The organism is Actinocrispum wychmicini (assembly GCF_004345645.1).
Taxonomy (GTDB): domain Bacteria; phylum Actinomycetota; class Actinomycetes; order Mycobacteriales; family Pseudonocardiaceae; genus Kibdelosporangium; species Kibdelosporangium wychmicini.
This window is the reverse complement of sequence record NZ_SLWS01000021.1, coordinates 21,960-41,477: the sequence shown is the minus strand read 5'-3', so window position 1 is coordinate 41,477 and position 19,518 is coordinate 21,960. Positions and strand designations below refer to the sequence as shown.

The window sequence follows — 19,518 nt, the reverse complement described above, 5'->3', positions numbered from 1 at the left end:
TCCCTGATTGACCTGAGTGAACGTTGTTGACGAATGTACCGGATAGTGTTTAACGTCATCAAACACCGGGGGGTCGGAAGGAGTGCATGACGATGACGTCACGAAGGCTGCGCGCCGCCACGGCCGCGGTTGTCCTCACCGCGCTGGCGTCCGCCTGTACGGCCGGTGGCTCCGGCGGTGGCGGCGACGGGTCGACACTGACCGTGCACACGTCCTTCGTGATCAAGACGCTGGACCCGGGCAAGGTGTACGAGGCGACGGGCCTCACGGCCGTGCACGCCATGTACGACACGTTGCTCACCTTCACCGGTTCCGACGTCAGCAAGCCCGTGCCGAACCTGGCCGAGTCGTTCACCGCCTCGCCGGACGCGACGACCTACACGTTCACCCTCAGGGGTAACGCGAAGTTCGCCGACGGCAGCCCGGTGACCGCCGACGACGTGGTGTTCTCGCTGAGCCGGGTGAAGAACCTGAAGGCCAGCCCGGCGGTGATGGTCGCGGACCTGTCGGCCGTCAAACGGGACGACCGGACCGTGGTGGTCACCAGCGCCAAGCCGGACCCGAACGTGCCGATCATCCTGGCGATGCCGGCTCTTGGTGTGGTGAACGCCAAGGTCGCCAAGCAGAACGGCGCGACCGACGGCGCCGACGCGGCCGCCGCCGACACCGGGCAGAAGTACCTGGACGTGACCTCGGCGGGCAGCGGGCCGTACGTGCTCAAGACGTTCGACGCGGCGGCCCAGGTGGTGCTGGAGGCGAACCCGAACTACTGGGGCCGCAAGCCCGCGTTCACCCGGGTGGTGATCCGCAACGCCGACGTGCAGAACCAGAAGCTGACCATGGCCAAGGCCACCGGCGCGGAGCTGGCGCTGGACATCACCGGCAAACTGCTCGACGGTCTACCGTCCACTTTGCGCACCTCGGGTGTCCGCGACACGGTCTACTTCATGTACCTCAACTTCGATCCGGCCGTGTCCCCGGTGACGTCGAACCCGGCGTTCCGGGACGCGCTGCGGGCGTCGATCGACTACCAGGGGCTCGCGGACCTGTTCGGCAAGGGCGCCGGACCGGCGGCCGGGTTGGTGCCGCCCGCGTTCCCCGGCGCGCTGCCGGACTCGGACGCGCCCAAACAGGACCTCGCCAAGGCCACCGAGCTGCTCAAGGGCATCGCCAACCCGTCCGCGAAGTTCATCTATCCGGCGATCACGTACCGCGGTGTGGACCTGGGCACGGTCGCGACGAAGGTGCAGGGTGACGCGGCCAAGGCGGGCATCAAGCTGGAGCTGACGCCGCAGCCGCTGGCCACGTTCCTTGACCAGATGCGCGGCGGCAAATCCGAGATGGGCTTCTCGCCGCAGAGCCTGAACTACCCGGTCGCCGACTCGATGGTGAACAACATGGCGCCCGGCCAGGGCACCGCGCTGCGGGCCGGCTGGACCGTCCAGCGGGCCGACCCGTCCACTGTGGAGGCGGGGAAGAAGGTCAACGCCGCGCTCGACCCGGCCGCCCGCGCCACCGGGATGCAGGAGTGGCAGCGCGCGATGAACAAGTACTCGCCGTACATCGCGCTGGCGACCAACTCGGGCATGGTGGTGGCCACGCCCAGCCTGACCGGCGCCGAGTACACCCCGGCCGGGTGGCAGGTGGACATCGCGGCGATCGGCCGGGGATGAGCGGGTCGCTCACGCGGTTCCTGGTCAAACGGCTGGCCATCACGATCGGCCTGCTGCTCGGCGTCACGGTGGTGACGTTCGGGATCGTGCACCTGGTGCCGGGCGACCCGGTGTCGGCGAACCTGTCCGACCAGGCGCTGAACGACCCGGCCGCGGTCCGCGCGTTCCGCGAGAAGTGGGGCCTGGACCAGCCGGTGTACGTGCAGTACCTGCGCTACCTGGGCAACCTGGTCCAGGGCGACATGGGTATCTCCCAGCAGACCGGCCGGCCGGTAGTGTCCGACCTGCTGAGCTACGTGCCCGCCACCCTGGAGATCGCGTTGCCCGCCATGGTGTTGGCGTTGCTGATCGGCACGGCGGTGGGCCTGCTCGCCGCCGTGCGGCACGGCCGGGCGACCGACCAGGTGGTTCGGGTCGGCGCGTTGCTGGGCCTGTCCACGCCGCCGTTCTGGTTGTCGCTGGTCGCCCTGTACGTGTTCTTCTACCTGCTCGGGGTGGCGCCCAGCGGCGGACGGCTCAGCGCGCAGTTCTCCCCGCCGCCGACCGTGACCGGAATGTACACAGTGGACGCCGTGTTGGCCGGGGACTGGGCGGTGGCGTGGGACGCGTTCCAACACCTGATCCTGCCGGTGTTCGTGCTGACGTGCATCGCGGTGGCGACGCTGGTGCGGTTCGTGCGGTCGGCGATGCTGGAGGTGTTGCGGCAGGACTACATCCGGGCCGCGTACGCCAAGGGCCTGCCGACCGGAGTCGTGGTGCGACGGCATCTGTTGCGTGCCGGCCTGGTGCCGGTGATCACGGTCAGCGGGCTCGTCTTCGCCGCGTTGCTGTCCGGGACGGTGTTGGTGGAGAACATCTTCGGGTGGCCGGGTGTCGGGCAGTACGCGTACCGCGCCGCGACCGCCCTTGACCTGCCGTCGATCCTTGGTGTGAGCTTGTTCGTCGGGTTGGTGTACACGATCGTCAACCTCGTGGTGGACCTGCTCTACGGCCTCATCGACCCCAGGATCCGGCTGTCATGACGGAGATCCGGGGTGGGCGTGTGGGACGCTGGCTGCGCAAAGGTGTGCGACGCCAGCCGGTGACTGTGATCGCCGCCGTGGTCCTGCTGGTCTGGTTGGTCGTGGCGATCGCCGCGCCATTGATCGCGCCTTACGATCCGCTTGCGCAGAGCCCGCAGTCGTACGATCCGCCGTCGGGCGAGCACTGGTTCGGCACGGACGAACTCGGCCGGGACATCCTCAGCCGGGTCGTGCACGGCGCCAGGCTGTCGATCCCGCTGGCGCTGGCGATCGTGTCGCTGGCCTTGCTGGTCGGCGGCGTGCTCGGGCTGCTGGCCGGATACCTCGGCCGGGTCGTGGACGAGATCCTGATGCGGCTGACCGACCTGGTGTTCGCGTTCCCGCAGATCATCCTGGCGATGGCGGTGACCGCCGCGTTCGGGCCGAGTACCTTCAACGCCGTGCTGGCGTTGGTGATCGTCTCATGGCCGGTGTACGCGCGGGTGATCCGCAGCACGGTCCTGGTGATCCGCGAGGAGGACTACCTGCACGCCGCGCGCCTGCTCGGAGTCGGGCCGGTTTCCGCGCTGCGCAAGGACGTCCTGCCCAACAGCGTCGGTCCCGCCGGGGTGCTGGCCACGCTGGAACTGGGCAACGCCGTGCTGCTGCTGGCCGCGTTGTCGTTCCTCGGGCTGGGTCCCCGGCCGCCCGCCGCGGAGTGGGGTTCGATGATCGCGCTCGGCGCGCACGATCTGTCGAAATGGTGGGTGAGCGTGTTCCCCGGCTTGGCGATTCTGACCGTGGTGCTGGCGTTCAATGTGCTGGGCGACAGTTTGCGGGACCGGATCGACCCACGGTACGCGGGAGGGCAGCGGTGAGCGTGTTGCTGGAGACGGACCGGCTCGCGGTGTCCCTGTCGGGGGTCCCAGTCGTGCACGACGCGTCCCTGTCGGTGCGGGAAGGCGAGATCGTCGGGATCGCGGGGGAGAGCGGCTCGGGGAAGAGCATCACCGCGATGTCCCTGCTCAACCTGCTGCCGCCGGGCGCGTCGGTGACCGGGTCCGCGCGGTTCGGCGACGTCGACCTGATGGGGCTGGACAAGCGCGGCTGGCAACGGGTGCGGGGCGCCGGGATCAGCATGGTGTTCCAGGACCCGACCGCCGCGTTGCACCCCATGCTCAGCATCGGCCGCCAGCTCACCGAGCACATGCGGACGCACCTGGGCATGGACCGGCGGGCCGCGCGGAACCGGGCGGTCGAACTGCTCGACCAGGTCCGTATTCCCGCGCCGGAGAAGGCGTTGCGGGCGTATCCGCATCAGTTCTCGGGTGGTATGCGGCAGCGCGCGGCGATCGCGATCGCCCTGGCCTGCCAGCCACGGCTGCTGATCGCCGACGAACCGACCACGGCGTTGGACGTGACCGTGCAGGCCGGCATCCTGGCCCTGCTGGACCGGCTGCGCGCCGAAACTGGACTGTCGGTCCTGTTCATCACGCACGACCTCGGCGTGCTGTCGGCGCTCGCGGCCCGCAGTTACGTGTTCTACGCCGGGCGGGTGCTCGAATCCGGCCCCACCAACGAAGTTCTGCTACGGCCACGCCATCCGTACACGGCCGCGTTGCTCGACGCGCGACCGCACAGCGGCGGGCCGTTGAACCCGATCCCGGGCAGCCCGGTTGTCCCGGGCGCGGCCCCACCAGGCTGTCCGTTCGAGCCACGATGTGGCTTCACGCAACCGGAATGCTCCACTGTGGTGCCCATATTGGACTCGGTGGGGGATGACCGGCATGTCGCGTGTCCGGTGTGGGGTGGCCGATGAGCGTGCTGGAGATCGAGGACGTCACCGTCGAACACCGGTCGGCGGGTCGCACGGTCCGCGCGGTCGACGGGGTCAGCATCGCGGTCCGTCCCGGCGAGATCGTGGGTCTGGTCGGCGAGTCGGGCTGCGGCAAGTCGTCGCTGGCCAGGGTCGCGGTCGGGCTGTCCGCGCCGCGGTCGGGCGCGGTCCGGTTCGGCGGCAGGCCGGTGACTCCGCTGGGCTGGCGCCGCCGTCATCCGGACGAAGTGGGCCTGCAGATGGTGTTCCAGAACACCGCCGGTTCGCTGAACCCCCGGCGGACCGTCGGCGACCAGCTCGCCGACGGTGTCCGAAATGGACGCCAGGTGCGGGAGCTGCTGGCCCAGGTGGGCATGCCGGAGTCGGCGGCGGAGAAGTACCCGCACGAGTTCTCCGGCGGCCAGCGACAACGACTGGCCATCGCGCGCACGCTCGCGCCCGAACCGGCGGTGATCGTGGCCGACGAGCCGGTCACCGCGCTGGACGCGTCCTCCCAGGCACAGGTGGTGAATCTATTGGTCGGGCTGGTCCGGGCCAGGGACATGGGCATGCTGTTCATCTCGCACGACCTCGCGCTGGTGCGCCAGATCGCCGACCGGACCGCGGTGATGTACCTCGGCAGGATCGTCGAGACGGCACCGACCGAACGACTCTGGTCCGACCCGCGTCATCCGTACACGCGCGCACTGGTCGACGCCGTGCCCGTGATCTCCGAACACGCCACGCTGCCCGCGGTTCTGGCCGGGGAGGTGCCCGATCCGGCGAACATCCCGTCGGGGTGCCGGTTCCGGTCGCGGTGCCCGCACGCGATGCCGACCTGCGACCAGGAGCCGCCCGTGCTGACCGACGACGACCGCACGGTGGCCTGCTGGCTGGCCGAACAGAAAGGTGGTGTGTCCAATGTCGACACGCGATGACATCGTGTTGGTCGACTGCACGGTGTTCGACGGCGCCGCGTCCGTCACGGACCAGGGCGTCTGGATCAGCGCCGACGGCACGATCCGGGCCGTCGGCCACGTCGACGACGTGCTCACCGAGGCCCGTGGGGCCCGGTTCGTGGACCTGGCGGGCGACTATGTCCTGCCCGGCCTGGTCAACATGCACGTCCACCTGGGACTCGGCCTGCCCGGCGACCTCGCCGACTCCGTGCACCGCTCGAACCTGGCCGAACTCGTCCTGCTGATGGCCGATTCGGCCCGTCGCACGCTTCGGTCCGGTGTCACCACAGTCCGTCTGGTCGGTGAGAGCCGGTACGCGGATTTCGCGCTGCGTAAGGCGATCAACGCGGGCGCGGTCGACGGGCCACGGATCTTCACGGCCGGGCACGCGTTGTGTTGCACGGGCGGCCACGGCTGGGACGCCGACGCGCTCGAAGCCGACGGCGCCGACGGGTTCCGCCGCGCGACCCGGCAGCAGATCCGGGCAGGCGCCGACCTCATCAAGGTGTGCATCTCCGGTGGGATCGCGGGCGAACACGAACGCATCGACACCCCGCAGCTCGGCGACGACGAGATGGCCGCGGTGATCGGTGTCGCGCACGACTGGGACCGCAAGGTCACCGCGCACGCCGGGCCGAGCGAAGCGATCCGCCGGGCCATCGAGCTGGGGCTGGACTGCGTCGAGCACGGCTACGAGCTCACGCCCGAGGTCACTCGACTGATGGCCGAACGGGACGTCTGGTACGTGCCGACGATCGTGGTCAGCCGCTGCAAGGAGTTCTTCGAGGCCAACCGGGTGCCGACGTGGATGATCGACCGGGCGCTCGCGGCGGGCCCGCGGCACTGGGAAAGCCTCCAGAACGCCATTCGTGACGGTGTGCCCATGGCGCTCGGCAGCGACATGCCGCCGCACGCGCCTTTCGACGGGACCACCGCCACCGTGCGAGAACTGGAGTTCATGGTGGAGGCGGGCATGCCCACGCTTGCCGCGCTGCGGGCCGCGACCAGCCGCCCGGCCGAATGGCTTGGCGCCCAGGACCGGATCGGCGCTGTCGAGGCCGGCAAACAGGCCGACCTGATCGTCCTGCGGGCCGATCCCACGCGGGACATCTCCGCGTTGCGCACGTTGCATCTGGTGATGAAGGGCGGCGCCGTGTACCGGGACGACAATGGCCTGACAGCGGGAAAGGACCGGTGATGGAGACCGAACTGTACGACCTGCGGGTGGTGGTCGACCGGATCGAGGGCCGCTCGGTGTGCGGCCTGAAACCGGGCGACTGCTTCGAGGTCACCAGGTCCAGCCAGGTCCGGATGCCGGCCGGCGGACATTTCTGCCTGTACGCCCTGGCCGCCGTGCTGCCGTTGCTGCCCGCGAAACAACGCGCGCTGCAGGCGGGGGACTGGCTGGCCGGCGAGAGTGAAGTCGCTTGTCCCGATCCGGAGGAACGCATGGTCATGCGCATCGAGCGCACCGGAGTCAGCGCCACCCCGACGTCGGAGCTGACGTGAGCGGACAGGTGACACTGGCACTCCAGTCGGACAAGACCACGTCGGAGTACGCGTCGCTCGCCGTCGCCGCGGAGGCGTACGGCTTCGACGGCGTCTCGGTGTTCAACGACCTCGGCTACCAACCGGCGTTGTTCCCGTTGCTGGTGATGGCCGCGCACACCGAGCGCATCCGCCTCGGTCCGGCCTGTCTCAACCCGTTCCTCAGCCACCCGGTGGAGATCGCCGGGCAGGTCGCCGCGCTGGACATCGCCTCGCAGGGGCGGGCGTACCTCGGCCTGGCCAGGGGCACGTGGCTGGACCGGGTCGGCGTGGCCCAGGAACGTCCACTGCGGACGTTACGGGAGGCGGTGGAGGTGGTCGCCCTGCTGCTTCGGGCGCAGGGCAAGGAGTACACCGGCGAGGTCTTCTCGATCGCCGAGGGCACCGGGTTGCAGTACCGGCCGTTGCGGGACCGGGTCGGCGTGCTGCTGGGGGTGTGGGGGCCACGTGGGGCGGCGCTCGCCGCCGAGTGCGCTGACGAGGTGAAACTGGGCGGCTGTGCCAACCCGGACATGGTCCGGCTGATGCGCGGCTGGCTGGCGAAGGAATGCGCCCGGGTCGGCCGCCCGGAGGACGCCGTCGGGGTGGTCGCGGGTGCGGTGACCATGGTCGATGAGGATCGGGTGGCCGCGCGCCGGCACGCCAGGACGGAGGTGGCCATGTACGTGGACGTGGTGGCCGAACTGGACCGGACCGTCGACGTCGATCCACGGCTCGCGGCCGACCTGCGCGAGTTGGTGGCTGTCCGGGCGTACGAGGAGGCTGGCCGGCTGATCCCGGACGATCTGCTGGACCGGTTCTGTTTCGCCGGGACGCCGGCCGACGTGGCCGCGCGGGCGGCGGAGCTGTTCGAGGCCGGGGCGAGCCGGATCGAGTTCGGCACCCCGCACGGCGCCACCGACCGGCACGGCGTCGACCTGCTCGGTAGCCAGGTCCTGCCGGAACTCCGGCGGTGAGGATGGACTCCACCTCGGTCGCCGACCGGTATCTGGCCGAGCTCGCCGTCTGGGACCCGATCGCGGCCCAGGCGCTCGGCCAGGACCCGCACGTTCTCGTCCCCGACCTGTCGCCGGAAGCGTTCGCCGCCAAGGAAGCCATCGCCCGCGAGGCACTGACCCGACTGTCCACGAACGACATTCTGGGAGCCGCTCTCGAGGACCGGCTCGAAGCGGACATCGCCTTGTCCGAGGCCGGTTTCACCACTCGGCTGCTGGCCCCGCTGTTCACGCCCGTGCACCTGGTTCGGCGCGTGATCGCCGATCTCCCACGGGACCACCCGGCACGGATCGAGGACAACCTGGCCGCCGTCCCGGCCGCCCTCGCCGGCTACCAGGACACCCTGCGCGCCTCAGCGGCCCGAGGACACATCGCGCCACGACGCCAGGCGCTGCTCGTCGCCCGGCAAAGCGAGTCCTGGGTGGACTTCTACCGCGACCTGCCGGGCGGGCAGGCGGCCGCGACCGCCACCGTCGAGTTCGCGCGTTTTCTGACCAACGAACTCGCCCCACTCGCACCCAGCGAGGACGCCGTCGGCACGGATCTCTACACCCGTACCGCCCGCGCGTTCCTCGGCACGACCATCGACCTGGCCGACACGTACGCATACGGCTGGGCCGAACTGCGCCGACTCTCGGCCGAGATCGCCGACGTGGCAAGGGAAATCTCCCCGGACGGGGTGGACGCGGCCATCGCCGAACTGGACCAGTCCCAAGGCCCGGCCGTGCTGGGCTGGCTGCGTGACCGGGTCGCGGCCACCACCGACGCCCTGGACGGCACGCACTTCGACATTCCCCCAGCGACCCGGAACGTCGAATGCCACATCGACGCCACGGCGGGGGTCATGTACTACGTGCCCCCGGACCCGCAGTTGACCCGCCCAGGTCGCGTCTACTGGACACCGGACTCGACCGCGACCTGGCGTGCGGTCACCACCCTGCATCACGAATCCCTGCCGGGCCACCACCTCCAGCACGCGATCGCCATGACCCAGCCACTGCACCCGTGGCAGCGCGCGTTGTGTCACGTGCACGGGTACGCCGAAGGCTGGGCGCACTACGCCGAACACCTCGCCGACGAGCTCGGCCTGATCACCGGCCCGGCCGAACGGCTCGGCCTGCTGCTCGGCCGGATGTGGCGGGCCGCCCGTGTGGTCATCGACATCGGCCTGCACGTCGGCCCGGCCATCCCGGCGGGCACCGGGTTCACCGAGGCCGAGACCTGGACCCCGGCGGTGGCCAGGCAGTTCCTGGTGGACGTCGCCCGGCTGGACCCGACCTCGGCCCGGTTCGAGGTCGACCGGTACCTCGGCTGGCCCGCCCAGGCACTCGCGTTCACCACCGGCGCCCGGCTCTGGCACGAGATCCGCGCCGCCTACCACCACACTGACCTCAAACGGTTCCATATGGACGCGTTACGACTCGGCCCGATGGGTCTGGACCCGCTGCGAGCCGCGTTGACGAGCCGGTCGTGACCGGTGGCATTACCGACGATCCGCGTCAGTCGTGCGGCTTGACCAGTTCTTCCCACGCGGCCCGGACGTCGGCCATCGGCTGGGGGTGTTCGCTGTCCGAGCCGAAGAAGCCGCACAACGAGTTCGTGTCCGTGTACCAGAGGACGGTGTTCCCGCCCGGGGCGGTCACGTCGTGCGACTTGCCGGTGAATCCCGCACCGGACCACGGTTGCTGGCTGACGAACTGGGCGCCCGGAGCCTCAAGGAGTTCCTGGTTGAGCTGGTGGCAGGTGGCGGCGTTGTCGGACGACATGTAGTTGGCGTAGTACGCGATGCCGTTCTTGGTGAAGCGGCAACGAACGTGGTTGCGAGCCTCGTACATGTCGCCCTGGGATCCGGTTCCCTTCGTGTTGACGCACGCGTCCGAGGCCCTCGCGGCCGGGCCGGCGAACTTGATCAGCTGCTCGTCGGAGTTGAACGCCGCCGGTACCGGCTTGGGCGGCGGCGAGGACGAGCTGGTGGTGGACGAGGTGGCGGGGAGGAGGTTGCGGGTGGGGTCGGCGGTTCCTGGGGTGTTGGTGGGGCGCAGCAGAACGGCCGCGGTGACACCGCCCGCGACCACCAGGACCGTCACCGCCGCGGTGATGATCGCGGCCTTCGGGACCTTCCGCTGTGGCTTCGGCACCGACACGGGAGTGGGCGGGGTCACGTTCGTCCACTGTGGAGCGATCGGGGCCGGGCCGAGCGCGCCAAGGGCGACGGTGGTCTCGGGTGCGTCGACGATGGTGGGCACGAGCCCGAGGCGCTGACTGATCATGCGGGCGATCAGCGGCATCCGGGTGGCGCCGCCGACCAGGTACACCGCCGAGACCGGCGTGCCGCTCACCGTGCTCGCGAGCATGTCCACCGCTCGACTCAACGCCGGTTCGACCATCCGCTCAAGTTCGGCCCGGGTGACGTGGGCGTCCGGAATCGGCGGCGGCAGGGGAATGTCGGTCTGCGCGTACTGTGAAAGCGCTTCCTTGCCGGCGCGGACGTCCTCGGCCAGCGCACGCGCGGCGCGCCGCCCGTCCGCGTCCGTCGCGCGCATCAGGTGCTCGACCCGCAGGTGTTCCAGCAGGAGCTGGTCCAGGTCGCGACCGCCGAGGTCGGGCAGACCGGCCTCGGCCAGCACGTCCCAGCCGGCACCGGTCCGCCGCAGCACGGCCACATCGGTGGTGCCGCCGCCCATGTCGAACACCGCGACCACCTGTCCCAAGGGGACTTCCATGCCCTGCGAGGCGGCCGCGACCGGTTCGGCGACCAGGTGCACGTTGGGCCAGCCCACCTCGCGGGCGGCGGCCAGCAACACCGAACGCCGTGAGTGGTACCAGTTCGCCGGATGCGTCAGCACGACCCGGTCCACCGACTGCGCTTCCGCCGCCACCCTGCGCAACACCGCGGCGATCAGCGACCGCACCGGTACCGGCGCGTCACCGAGCAGTACCTCGTTGTCGTCGACGCGTTCCTTCGGATACGGCTCGAACCGGGCCGGGTCCAGCCGCGCGCCCCGCAACGCCGCCTGACCGACTACCAACGTGCCGTCTCGCCCGCGCAACACCGCGGACGGCAGCACCGGCCACCCGTCGAAGAGCAGCAGACGCGCCGGCCCGCCGTTGACCCGTAACGCGGCGACGGTGTTCGAGGTGCCGAAGTCGACAGCAAGTTCACGCACGAACCAGAAGCTACCCAACGGTCTCCGCGGGCGTGGACGGAAAGCGCGATCGTTATCCTCGGGGCCCGTCGCGGGTTACACGGACGCCCGTAACTTTCCTCACCATGACAACCGTGTGAGCGCCTTCATACACTGACAGCAAGTCGATCTGACACCACGTTATGGCCCCTTTGTCGTGCCTTAACCATTTCCCTCAGTGTTTGGAGAATTCAATTGCGTTCACGTGGATATCGGTTGGCCGTATTCGCGGCGACCGCCGTCATCGCTGGTACCGGTCAGGTGGCCGTCGCCGCGACCGCCCCGCAGTACCAGCTCATTTTGGGCCCGGCCGACGCGCGGCAGTACATCGGGATCAACTCGCGCGGCGATATTCTCGGGACCGGCGACGAACCGGGTGCCAAGGCCAACCCGGAGGGCATGGTCCTGAAAGCCGGCACCGCCAAGCTCGCATTCCTGGCCGGGCCGGGTGACCCCACCAACTCCTTCACCGTCGTCTTTCCCAAGGGCATCAACAACAACGGCCAGGCCGTCGGCTACCGGCTCGCGACCCTGCGGCTGGTCAACGGCAAGACCGACATCACCAACCGTCCGCTCCAGTGGCCGGGCGGCGGCGGCACCGTGGGTGTCGACGTCGGCGCGGACCGGGACGCCAACGTCAACGTCCATGCGAACGCGATCAACGACAACGGCCTGGTCGTCGGGGCTTCGGACGGAGTGCACACAACTCCGTGGCAGGTCCAGAACGGCAGGCAGACCAACCTGCCCACGCTGGCGGGCGGCGCCGCGGAACCGTTCGCGGTGAACAACGACGGCGTGATCGTCGGCAACGCCAATGACGCCGACCACAACGTCGTCGCGACCCAGTGGCGTAACGGGCAGATCGTCTCGCTCGGCGCCCTTCCTGGCGGCGGGTGGGCCGTCGGCGCCGCGATCAACTCGTCCGGCCTCGTGGTCGGCGCGTCCACGGTTGTCGGCGGTGGCTTCGGCACCCGGCACGCCGTCGTGTTCGCCAACGGCACCGTCACCGACCTGAACCCGCCAGGGACCGGCCGCGACGACTCGATCGCGTACGCCGTCAACGACTCCGGTGTGATCGTCGGTCAGGCCGGGAACGGCGACGCGTTCATCTACCGCGACGGCCAGGCCATCGACCTCAACACGCTCATCCCGGCCAATTCGGGCATCCGGCTCACCTCGGCCAGGGGGATCAACAACAACGGCCAGATCGTCGGCCAGGCCGTGGTGACCACCAACGGCCCGAACTCCCGGACCAAGGTCCCGTTCGAACTCACCCCGATGTAGACTAGACGCAACGTAGCGTCTAATGAAGGAGTGCAGGTGTCCCGTCAAGCTCTCGTCATCGGAGCCTCCCGGGGGTTGGGCCTGGTTCTCGCCAACGAGCTCGCCCGACGCCACTGGCGGGTCATCGCCACCGCCCGGCGCGGCGGCGGCGAGCTGCAGGCGAACGTCGACGCGTCGAACGGGCAGCTGCGGGTCGAGTCGTTGGAGATGACCAGCCCCGAAGAGTTGGCCGCGCTGCGTGCGCGGCTGGCCGGCTGCCGGCTCGACCTGCTGTTCGTCAACGCCGCGATCGACCGGGGCGATCTGCCCATCGACGAGGTCCCGACCGACATGTTCACGGAGGTGATGGTCACCAACGCGCTGAGCCCGTTGCGCGCCCTGGAAGCCCTCCGAGACCTCGTCGTGCCCGGCGGAACGGTCGCCGTCATGTCCTCCGAGCAGGGCAGCGTTTCGATGAACACCGAGGACGGCTACGAGCTCTACAAGGCCAGCAAAGCCGCGCTCAACCAGCTGATGCGCAGTTACGCCACCCGTCACATCGACGACGGACAGACCAAACTGCTCATCGACCCCGGCCACAACCAGACCCAGCTCGGCGGGCCCGACGCGCCCCTCACCCCCGAGGAGAGCGTCCCGGCCGTCGTGGACGTCCTGGAAGCCCAGGCCGGTGCCCCCGGCCTGCGGTTCCTGGACCGCCACGGCGAGATCGTCCCGTGGTAGAGCCATCCGGCTGTCCCGCTGTCGCGCCGGGACAAGGTCGGGACGACGGACCCATGTGGTGAGGCCTTTCGCCGGGCATAGTGCCTGCAGGCTGGGGCTATGCGGTGGGCGGGGGCATGGTGACGCATCATGAGGACAGGGCTTTGGTCGGGCTTCGGCCTGAGCTTGAGACGATGCGGGGCGCGGTTCGGCGAGCGGTCGCGGGGACCAGGGGAGTGCTGGTGGTCAGTGGCGATCCTGGGGTCGGCAAGACCAGGATCCTCACTGAACTCGGACGATGGTGCCGGCAGCGCGGTCTGGCGTCGGGTGGGGTGCTGATCCTCGATGACGTGCATCTCGCCGACGAGTCCACGGCCGAGCGGATCGAGCGGTCGGTGCGGCGCCGGTCGTCGGCCCCGCTGTTGCTGGCCGTCGGGTGTCGTCCTCGGCAGCTTTCGCCAAGGTTGTCCGCGGTGTTGTTCGATGCCGCCGGCGAGGACCACTGCGAGGTGCTGCGGCCGCCCGGTCTGTCCGTGGATGAGACAGCCGAGTTGCTCGGGCTGTCCGCCAGAACGCTGCGGCTGAGGCGAATCCATGAGCTGAGCGGCGGTGTTCCAGGTTACGCGCTGGCGCTGGACCGTGCGTGGCCGCCGAACGTCGACCTCGACCGCGAAGACGCCCTGCTGGCTGTTCCGATCCGGGTCGGGACCGGCCTGCAGGACGAACTGGACGCGTTGTCGGCTCCGGCACGGCTGGCGATGCGCGCCGCCGCGGTGGTCGGTGACCAGTTCGCGGTCGGCGTGGTCGCGAAGGTGGCGGAACTCGATGCCGACGCGACTGTGCGGGCGGTCGACGAGCTGGTCGACCGGGACATCGTGCGGCCGGACGCCGAGGGCTTCACCTTCCGGCATCCGTTGGTGCGCGCGGTTGTCTGGCAGCAGGCCGGCCTGGCCTGGCGGTGGGAGGCGCATTCGCGGGCGGCCGCCGCGGTCCGGGCCGGCGGCGGGCCGGCGACAAGCGTTGCCCGGCACATGGAACACTGCGCGATGCCCGGTGACCGGCAAGCGGTTGAGGTGCTCGTCAGCGCGGCAGTGTCCACTGTGCACTCCGCGCCAGCCACGGCGGCACAGTGGCTGGGGACGGCATTGCATCTGTTGCCGGAAGACTCGGAAGCCGAGCCTTGGCGAGCGTACCTGCTGACCACGCGGGCGCACGCCCTGGCGCAGATCGGGCGGCTGCAGCAAAGTCGGGACCTGCTGCACGAGGCGTTGACCTTGATGCCGCACACCGGGGACTCGGCGCGGTTGTGGCCGGTGGTGCTGTCCGCGCGGGTGGAACGATCGCTGGGCCACCTCCACGAGGCGCACGCCCGGCTGGTGGCCGAGCTCACCGGTGTCCACCTCGGACAGACCGCGAGCGAGGCCCTGCTGACCCTGGAGATCGCGGCCGGGTGTCTGGCCCGCGGCGATCTCGACGGTGTGCGCCGGTGGGCGACCAAAGCGCTGGCGCTGGCGGACGATCACCACGGTGAGTGGATCCTTTATACCGCGGTGTCGGCGGGCTTGCTGATCCTGACCACCGCGGACGGCCGCGAACAGGAAGCGTCCATTCGTCATGTGGCGGCGGTGGTTCCGGTCATCGACGCCGCGACCGACGGCGAACTGATGCCTCGCCTTGACGCCGTCGCCAGTGTGGCCCAGGGGGAAATGCGTTCGGAACGATACCGCGACGCGATCCGGCACTACGAGCGAGGGATCCGGCTGGCCAGGCGGGGCGGCCGCCGGCTGTTGCTCGGTGACCTGCTTGTCGGCGCGGCACAGGCACACAACTGGTCGGGGCAGTTGGACCAGGCGCTGTCCTGCGCCGAGGACGCGCTGGAACTGTCCGCGAGCCCGGCGACGCACACGGCTGCGCTCGCCGAACTGTGTCGGGTCGCGATCTGGCGGGACAAGGCCGACAACGCGGTGCGCCTGGGGCAGGAGGCGGTGCGGCTGGCCGGTCCACCGGACACGTTTCAGGCCAGACTGTCGCTGTGCCTGCTCGGCGTGGCACTGCTTCGAGCGGGCCAGCCCGCCGAATGCGTCGAGCACGTGCTGCGGGCGACCACCGGCGTGCCACCATGTATGTTGCCGTGGATCTGCGGGGTGCTGACCCAGGCGGAGCTTGCCAGGGGTGACGTGGTCGCGGCGAACCACTGGGCCCGACGCGCGAGCGCCGCCGCCACCGAGGCGTTGCCAGGCGGCCAGGGCTTCGGCCATTTGGCGCTGGGGCAAGTCGCGCTCGCTGGTGGCGAGGCCATGGCGGCCCGAGCGAGCGCGGCAGCCGCCGCCCGCGCCTTCGCCGCGGCCGAAATGCCGTTGCTGGTGGGCAGCGCGCACCTGTTGGACGGAGAGGCGTGCATCGAACTGCGGGATCGGGAAGCGGCTCTGTCCGAGCTGGGCGTCGCCGGACGGACCGCGCAGGCAAGGGGCGCTGTGGCGTTACAGGACCAGGTCAGCAACGCGTTGCGCCGGCTGGGTTCACGAATGCCTCGGCCGAGGGACGCGCCGGGCGGGCTGACCACGCGTGAGGAGGAGATCGCCCAGCTGATCGGCGCCGGCCTGACCAACAGGCAGATCGGCGACCGGCTGCGGCTGAGCACCAGGACGATCGAAAGCCACCTCACGCGGATCTATGGCAAGGTAGGTGTGTCCGGTCGAGCCGCGTTGGCTGTGGCGGTCTGCAAGGAGCGCGGATGACGCTGCGCGTGCTGCTCGTCGACGACCATCCCCTGTTCCGGCAGGGCGTGGAGGTCACGCTGAACAACACGCCCGACATCGAAGTGGTGGGCGAGACGGACAATCTGGACGAAGCGCTGCGGCTGATCGACCGCCTGCGGCCGGACGTGGTGATGATGGACCTGCACATGCCGGCGGGCTCCGGAATCGAGGCCACCCGCCGGATCGCGGACCTCGACGACGCCCCGCACGTCCTGGTGATGACCATGTCCGAGGAGGACGAATCGCTGCTCGCCGCCGTCCGGGCCGGGGCGAAAGGCTACCTGCTCAAGGGAAGCAGCCGGGACGAAGTACTGCACGCGGTACGGTTGGTCGGTGCCGGCAGCTCGGTGTTCAGCGCGCACCCGGCGCGTCGGCTGGCCGCCCTGGCCGACGATCCGCCCACGGCCACCGAGAGCCTGACCCGGCGGGAACGTGAAGTGCTCGACCTGCTGGCCCGGGGCTGGGACAACCGGCACATCGCGCGGGAACTCGTGGTGTCGGAGAAAACGGTCCGCAACAACGTGTCCAACGTGTTCGCCAAGCTGGGAGTCAAATCCAGGGCTGCCGCCATCGTACAGGCCCACAAAGCGGGCTTCGGGCGTTAGCGCGGCAGGATCACGGACACCAGCGTGCCGTTGTCGCGTCCCGACCGGACAGTGCAGGCGCCGCCGATCTCGGCGGCCCGCTCGGCCATCGACTGCAACCCGATGCCGGCCGGCCGGGTCCGGGTGGACTCGCTGGCCTCGATCCCGACGCCGTTGTCGGAGATCTCCAGCCGCAGTTCGGATTCGGTGACGGACAAGGTGACCTGCCCGCTGGTGGCGTCGGCGTGCACGACGATGTTGGTCAGCGCCTCGGCGACGATCCGGTACGCGGCCACCTCCACGGCGGCCGGCAGCGGCGGGACCTGGTCGGGCAGGGACGCTTCGATCTCCAGGCCGCCGCTGCTCAGCTTCATGGTCAGCTGCTCGATGGCGGACACCAGGCCGAGATCGTCCAACGACGGCGGGCGGAGGTTCTCGGTGATCTGCCGGAGACCGACCACCAGATCCTCGGCCGCCGCCGCGCACTGCGCCAGCAGCGGGCCGGGCTGGGAGTTCGGCGGCAGCAGCGACGCCGCGGTGTCCAGCCGCAACCGCAGTCCCGCCAGGGCCGGCCCCAGCCCGTCGTGGATGTCGCGACGCAGCCTGCGTCGTTCCTCCTCGCGTGCGGAGACGATGCGTTCCCGGCTGGCGCGCAACTCCTCGGCCAGTTGCAGCGCCGAGATCACCGGAGCGATGTGATCGGCGAGCCACCGCAGGGCTTCGACATCCGGACCGTCCAATGTGGACTGTTTGGCGCGCGGTCGCACCATGAGCCAGCCGATGAGCCGGCCCCGGTGCCGCAGCTCGATCGGACTGGCCTCGGTGGCCGTGGGAACGCCGACCGCGGCCAGTCGTCGCGCACCAGCCGCGGTGTCCACCTCGATCGCGGCCCACGGCAGCCGCAGGCTGTGCACCGTGGTCTGGCACACCTCGTGCGGTACTTGGTCGGGCGCGAGACCGTCGCGGAGATTGGTGGCGAGCAACCGCACCACGTCCAGCGGCCGGGCCCGGTCACCGTAGAACAGTCGGTCGACGGTGGTGTTGAGCCATCGGGCCACCGGCCGTAACCCGAGCCCCGTCAAGGCCGCGAGCAGGGGCAGGACCGCCGCCCCCAGGGTCCGGGTGTCCGGCAGGGAACGGAGGACGGTCGTCACCGCGACGACATAGCCTCCCGCCAACAACCCCAGCAGGGTTACGCCGACCAGCAGTCGCCGCGCCATCCGGTCGAGGTCGTAGAGCCGTTCCCGGGTGACGACGTACGTGATCGCCCCCAGGCACAGCATGGCGATGCCGAGATCGTTGACGACCTGTGCCCGCGGTGGCAGTGGTTGGAGCGCGGACAACCACCACTGCGTGGCGTACACCAGATAAATCGGCACGAACAGAACAATCTGCCGGCGCCGCAGCGCGTCGCCGCGCCGGTAGACCCGGAGCAGGCCAGCCAACGCGAGCGGGGCCGCGGCAACCCGAATGACGAGCACCACGACTGAAACCGTGCCCGCGACGGCCTCCCAGCCCGGGACATACAAGGGATTCGGTACTGGACTGGTCCCGAACTTGACGCCGCGTTGGTCGAACGAGAAGTTCAGCTCGTCCGCGACACCGGCGAACGCGACCATACCGACGAGCCACCACCACCGCCGATCGGCGATGCGCCCGTCCGGAAAGAACAGCGGCAGCGCGGTGAACGCCACCCACGGCAGTATCCAAGTCCACTTGGCACCCCACACGGCGAGAAACGCACCGGTGGACGCATGGCCTGGGACGACCCACAACGACCGCAGCAGGATCTGCACCGCGTGCGAGAACCCTTGGCCGACCAGCAACCACCCGATGCCGTGCCGGGGCCGGCCGAACAGGATCAACAGCCCCATCGATGGCAGGATGACCGCGGCCGGAGCCAGGACGAACAGCCGGTACGGCTCGGGGAACAGGGTGGTCGCCTGCCCGCCGTCCACCGCGATCACCACGCCGCCCGCCGTGGCGAGCACGCTCGAAACCCACAGGACCGCGGCCACGCCCATGCCCTGAGTCCTCCCCCGAGTGTCGACACAGTGGTGCACCACATGTATCCGCGAGCGTCCGATCACGTTAGCGGCGGCGGAGAAACATGCCGTGGAGGCGATGTGTCCGCCCGATCGGGCACGGTCGACAGTTGACCAGGAACCGTCGCGACTTCGATAGAATGCGTGGTTATGACGGAAACCAGCCTGGTCGAGTTGACCGTGACGTCGTCGCGGCTGTTGCCGGCTGGCGCCGAGATACCCGCGCATCGCCACCGCGGCAACCAGATCGTGTACGCCAGCCACGGCGTGCTCGCGGTCGACACCGACGCCGGATCATGGGTGGCGCCGGCTTCGAGCGCGATCTGGGTGCCGGCCGGAGTCCTCCATGGACACCGTGCGTACGGCGTCACGGCGTTCCACACTGTCGCGTTGGAACGTCGCGCGAACCCGCTGCGACTGGCCGAGCCGACCGTCCTTGAGGTCAGCCCGTTGCTGCGGGAGGTGCTGATCGCCTACACCGCTTCGGACAGCGATCGGCGGCGCGCCCGGCTGCGACCGGTGTTGATGGACGAACTGCGGCCCAGTCCGCAGCCCGCGCTGTGGCTGCCGACCCCGCGGGATTCCCGGCTCGCCGCGGTCTGCGGGCTGCTCGCCGGGAATCCCGCGGACCAGCGGTCGCTCGCCACGTTGGCCCGAGCGGCCGGGGTGGGGCAGCGGACCCTGACCCGGCTGTTCGCCGAGGAGTTCGGCATGTCCTTCCCGCAGTGGCGTACGCAACTACGTCTGCACCTGGCGCTGCGGCTGTTGGCCGAAGGCCAGTCGGTCACCGCGACCGGGCACCGCTGTGGCTGGTCCAGCACCAGCGCCTTCGTCGACGTCTTCCACCGGCACATGGGGTACACACCAGGCGGCCGAGCCCCGCGCTGACCGACTAGCTGCTTTTGGACACAACTTGGCGATTTATCAGAAGCGCGTACCACGCCACAGCGACGACAGTGGCGGGATGCC

At 69.9% G+C, this 19,518-nt stretch carries 16 protein-coding genes; 14 read left to right on the top strand and 2 right to left on the bottom strand.

Going from position 1 to position 19,518, the window contains the following annotated elements; translation table 11 throughout:
* Positions 1–92 precede the first annotated feature (92 nt).
* Genes EV192_RS51550 through EV192_RS51510 form a run of 9 tightly spaced genes read left to right on the top strand, consistent with a single transcriptional unit; the run spans position 93 to position 9,467 of the window.
* Positions 93–1,673 (top strand): ABC transporter substrate-binding protein, encoded by a 1,581-nt coding sequence (locus EV192_RS51550; RefSeq protein WP_207926971.1) that lies wholly within the window; start codon positions 93–95, stop codon positions 1,671–1,673.
* A complete protein-coding gene (locus EV192_RS51545; RefSeq protein WP_132126162.1) occupies positions 1,670–2,695 on the top strand; it encodes an ABC transporter permease in 1,026 nt (341 codons plus the stop codon). The genes EV192_RS51550 and EV192_RS51545 overlap by 4 nt, the downstream gene beginning before the upstream one ends.
* A complete protein-coding gene (locus tag EV192_RS51540; protein WP_132126161.1) occupies positions 2,692–3,552 on the top strand; it encodes an ABC transporter permease in 861 nt (286 codons plus the stop codon). Before EV192_RS51545 ends, EV192_RS51540 begins: the two co-directional genes overlap by 4 nt.
* Positions 3,549–4,493 (top strand): ABC transporter ATP-binding protein, encoded by a 945-nt coding sequence (locus tag EV192_RS51535; protein WP_132126160.1) that lies wholly within the window; start codon positions 3,549–3,551, stop codon positions 4,491–4,493. The genes EV192_RS51540 and EV192_RS51535 overlap by 4 nt, the downstream gene beginning before the upstream one ends.
* Entirely contained in the window at positions 4,490–5,428 is a 939-nt protein-coding gene (locus tag EV192_RS51530) for an ABC transporter ATP-binding protein (RefSeq protein WP_132126159.1), read from the top strand. Before EV192_RS51535 ends, EV192_RS51530 begins: the two co-directional genes overlap by 4 nt.
* Positions 5,412–6,647 carry a metal-dependent hydrolase family protein gene (locus tag EV192_RS51525; protein ID WP_132126158.1) on the top strand — a complete coding sequence of 412 codons (1,236 nt, stop codon included), beginning with the start codon at positions 5,412–5,414 and terminating at the stop codon, positions 6,645–6,647. Before EV192_RS51530 ends, EV192_RS51525 begins: the two co-directional genes overlap by 17 nt.
* Complete coding sequence (locus EV192_RS51520) at positions 6,647–6,958, top strand: TIGR04076 family protein (RefSeq protein WP_132126157.1); 312 nt, start codon at positions 6,647–6,649, stop codon at positions 6,956–6,958. Before EV192_RS51525 ends, EV192_RS51520 begins: the two co-directional genes overlap by 1 nt.
* Positions 6,955–7,953 (top strand): LLM class flavin-dependent oxidoreductase, encoded by a 999-nt coding sequence (locus tag EV192_RS51515; protein ID WP_132126156.1) that lies wholly within the window; start codon positions 6,955–6,957, stop codon positions 7,951–7,953. Before EV192_RS51520 ends, EV192_RS51515 begins: the two co-directional genes overlap by 4 nt.
* Positions 7,954–7,955: 2 nt before the next feature.
* Positions 7,956–9,467 (top strand): DUF885 domain-containing protein, encoded by a 1,512-nt coding sequence (locus tag EV192_RS51510; RefSeq protein ID WP_132126155.1) that lies wholly within the window; start codon positions 7,956–7,958, stop codon positions 9,465–9,467.
* Positions 9,468–9,492: 25 nt separating this feature from the next.
* Here EV192_RS51510 and EV192_RS51505 read toward each other — a convergent pair whose 3' ends face one another.
* A complete protein-coding gene (locus EV192_RS51505; protein WP_165961043.1) occupies positions 9,493–11,160 on the bottom strand; it encodes an Hsp70 family protein in 1,668 nt (555 codons plus the stop codon).
* Between the two features lie 234 nt (positions 11,161–11,394).
* Here EV192_RS51505 and EV192_RS51500 point away from each other — a divergent pair, with 234 nt between their 5' ends.
* The 4 genes from EV192_RS51500 to EV192_RS51485 all read left to right on the top strand — a co-directional run bounded on the left by EV192_RS51500 (position 11,395) and on the right by EV192_RS51485 (position 16,525).
* Entirely contained in the window at positions 11,395–12,462 is a 1,068-nt protein-coding gene (locus EV192_RS51500) for a DUF3466 family protein (protein WP_132126153.1), read from the top strand.
* A gap of 36 nt (positions 12,463–12,498) precedes the next feature.
* Entirely contained in the window at positions 12,499–13,182 is a 684-nt protein-coding gene (locus EV192_RS51495) for an SDR family NAD(P)-dependent oxidoreductase (protein WP_207926970.1), read from the top strand.
* Positions 13,183–13,355: 173 nt separating this feature from the next.
* On the top strand, positions 13,356–15,899 hold the full coding sequence (locus tag EV192_RS51490; protein WP_132126151.1) for a LuxR C-terminal-related transcriptional regulator: 2,544 nt from the start codon (positions 13,356–13,358) through the stop codon (positions 15,897–15,899).
* Complete coding sequence (locus EV192_RS51485; RefSeq protein ID WP_132126150.1) at positions 15,896–16,525, top strand: response regulator; 630 nt, start codon at positions 15,896–15,898, stop codon at positions 16,523–16,525. Before EV192_RS51490 ends, EV192_RS51485 begins: the two co-directional genes overlap by 4 nt.
* On the opposite strand, the gene EV192_RS51480 is transcribed toward EV192_RS51485, so the two are convergent.
* Positions 16,522–18,528 carry a sensor histidine kinase gene (locus EV192_RS51480; protein WP_165961042.1) on the bottom strand — a complete coding sequence of 669 codons (2,007 nt, stop codon included), beginning with the start codon at positions 18,526–18,528 and terminating at the stop codon, positions 16,522–16,524. The two genes, EV192_RS51485 and EV192_RS51480, sit on opposite strands and share 4 nt — an antisense overlap.
* Positions 18,529–18,699: 171 nt before the next feature.
* Here EV192_RS51480 and EV192_RS51475 point away from each other — a divergent pair, with 171 nt between their 5' ends.
* On the top strand, positions 18,700–19,437 hold the full coding sequence (locus tag EV192_RS51475; protein ID WP_132126148.1) for an AraC family transcriptional regulator: 738 nt from the start codon (positions 18,700–18,702) through the stop codon (positions 19,435–19,437).
* Positions 19,438–19,518: the final 81 nt, after the last annotated feature.

Coding starts and splice junctions, on each gene's coding strand:
- EV192_RS51475 (WP_132126148.1), top strand. CDS start 18,700: ATGACGGAAACCAGCCTGGTCGAGTTGACCGTGACGTCGTCGCGGCTG.
- EV192_RS51550 (WP_207926971.1), top strand. CDS start 93: ATGACGTCACGAAGGCTGCGCGCCGCCACGGCCGCGGTTGTCCTCACC.
- EV192_RS51485 (WP_132126150.1), top strand. CDS start 15,896: ATGACGCTGCGCGTGCTGCTCGTCGACGACCATCCCCTGTTCCGGCAG.
- EV192_RS51540 (WP_132126161.1), top strand. CDS start 2,692: ATGACGGAGATCCGGGGTGGGCGTGTGGGACGCTGGCTGCGCAAAGGT.
- EV192_RS51490 (WP_132126151.1), top strand. CDS start 13,356: ATGCGGGGCGCGGTTCGGCGAGCGGTCGCGGGGACCAGGGGAGTGCTG.
- EV192_RS51545 (WP_132126162.1), top strand. CDS start 1,670: ATGAGCGGGTCGCTCACGCGGTTCCTGGTCAAACGGCTGGCCATCACG.
- EV192_RS51520 (WP_132126157.1), top strand. CDS start 6,647: ATGGAGACCGAACTGTACGACCTGCGGGTGGTGGTCGACCGGATCGAG.
- EV192_RS51510 (WP_132126155.1), top strand. CDS start 7,956: ATGGACTCCACCTCGGTCGCCGACCGGTATCTGGCCGAGCTCGCCGTC.
- EV192_RS51530 (WP_132126159.1), top strand. CDS start 4,490: ATGAGCGTGCTGGAGATCGAGGACGTCACCGTCGAACACCGGTCGGCG.
- EV192_RS51480 (WP_165961042.1), bottom strand. CDS start 18,528: ATGGGCGTGGCCGCGGTCCTGTGGGTTTCGAGCGTGCTCGCCACGGCG.
- EV192_RS51525 (WP_132126158.1), top strand. CDS start 5,412: ATGTCGACACGCGATGACATCGTGTTGGTCGACTGCACGGTGTTCGAC.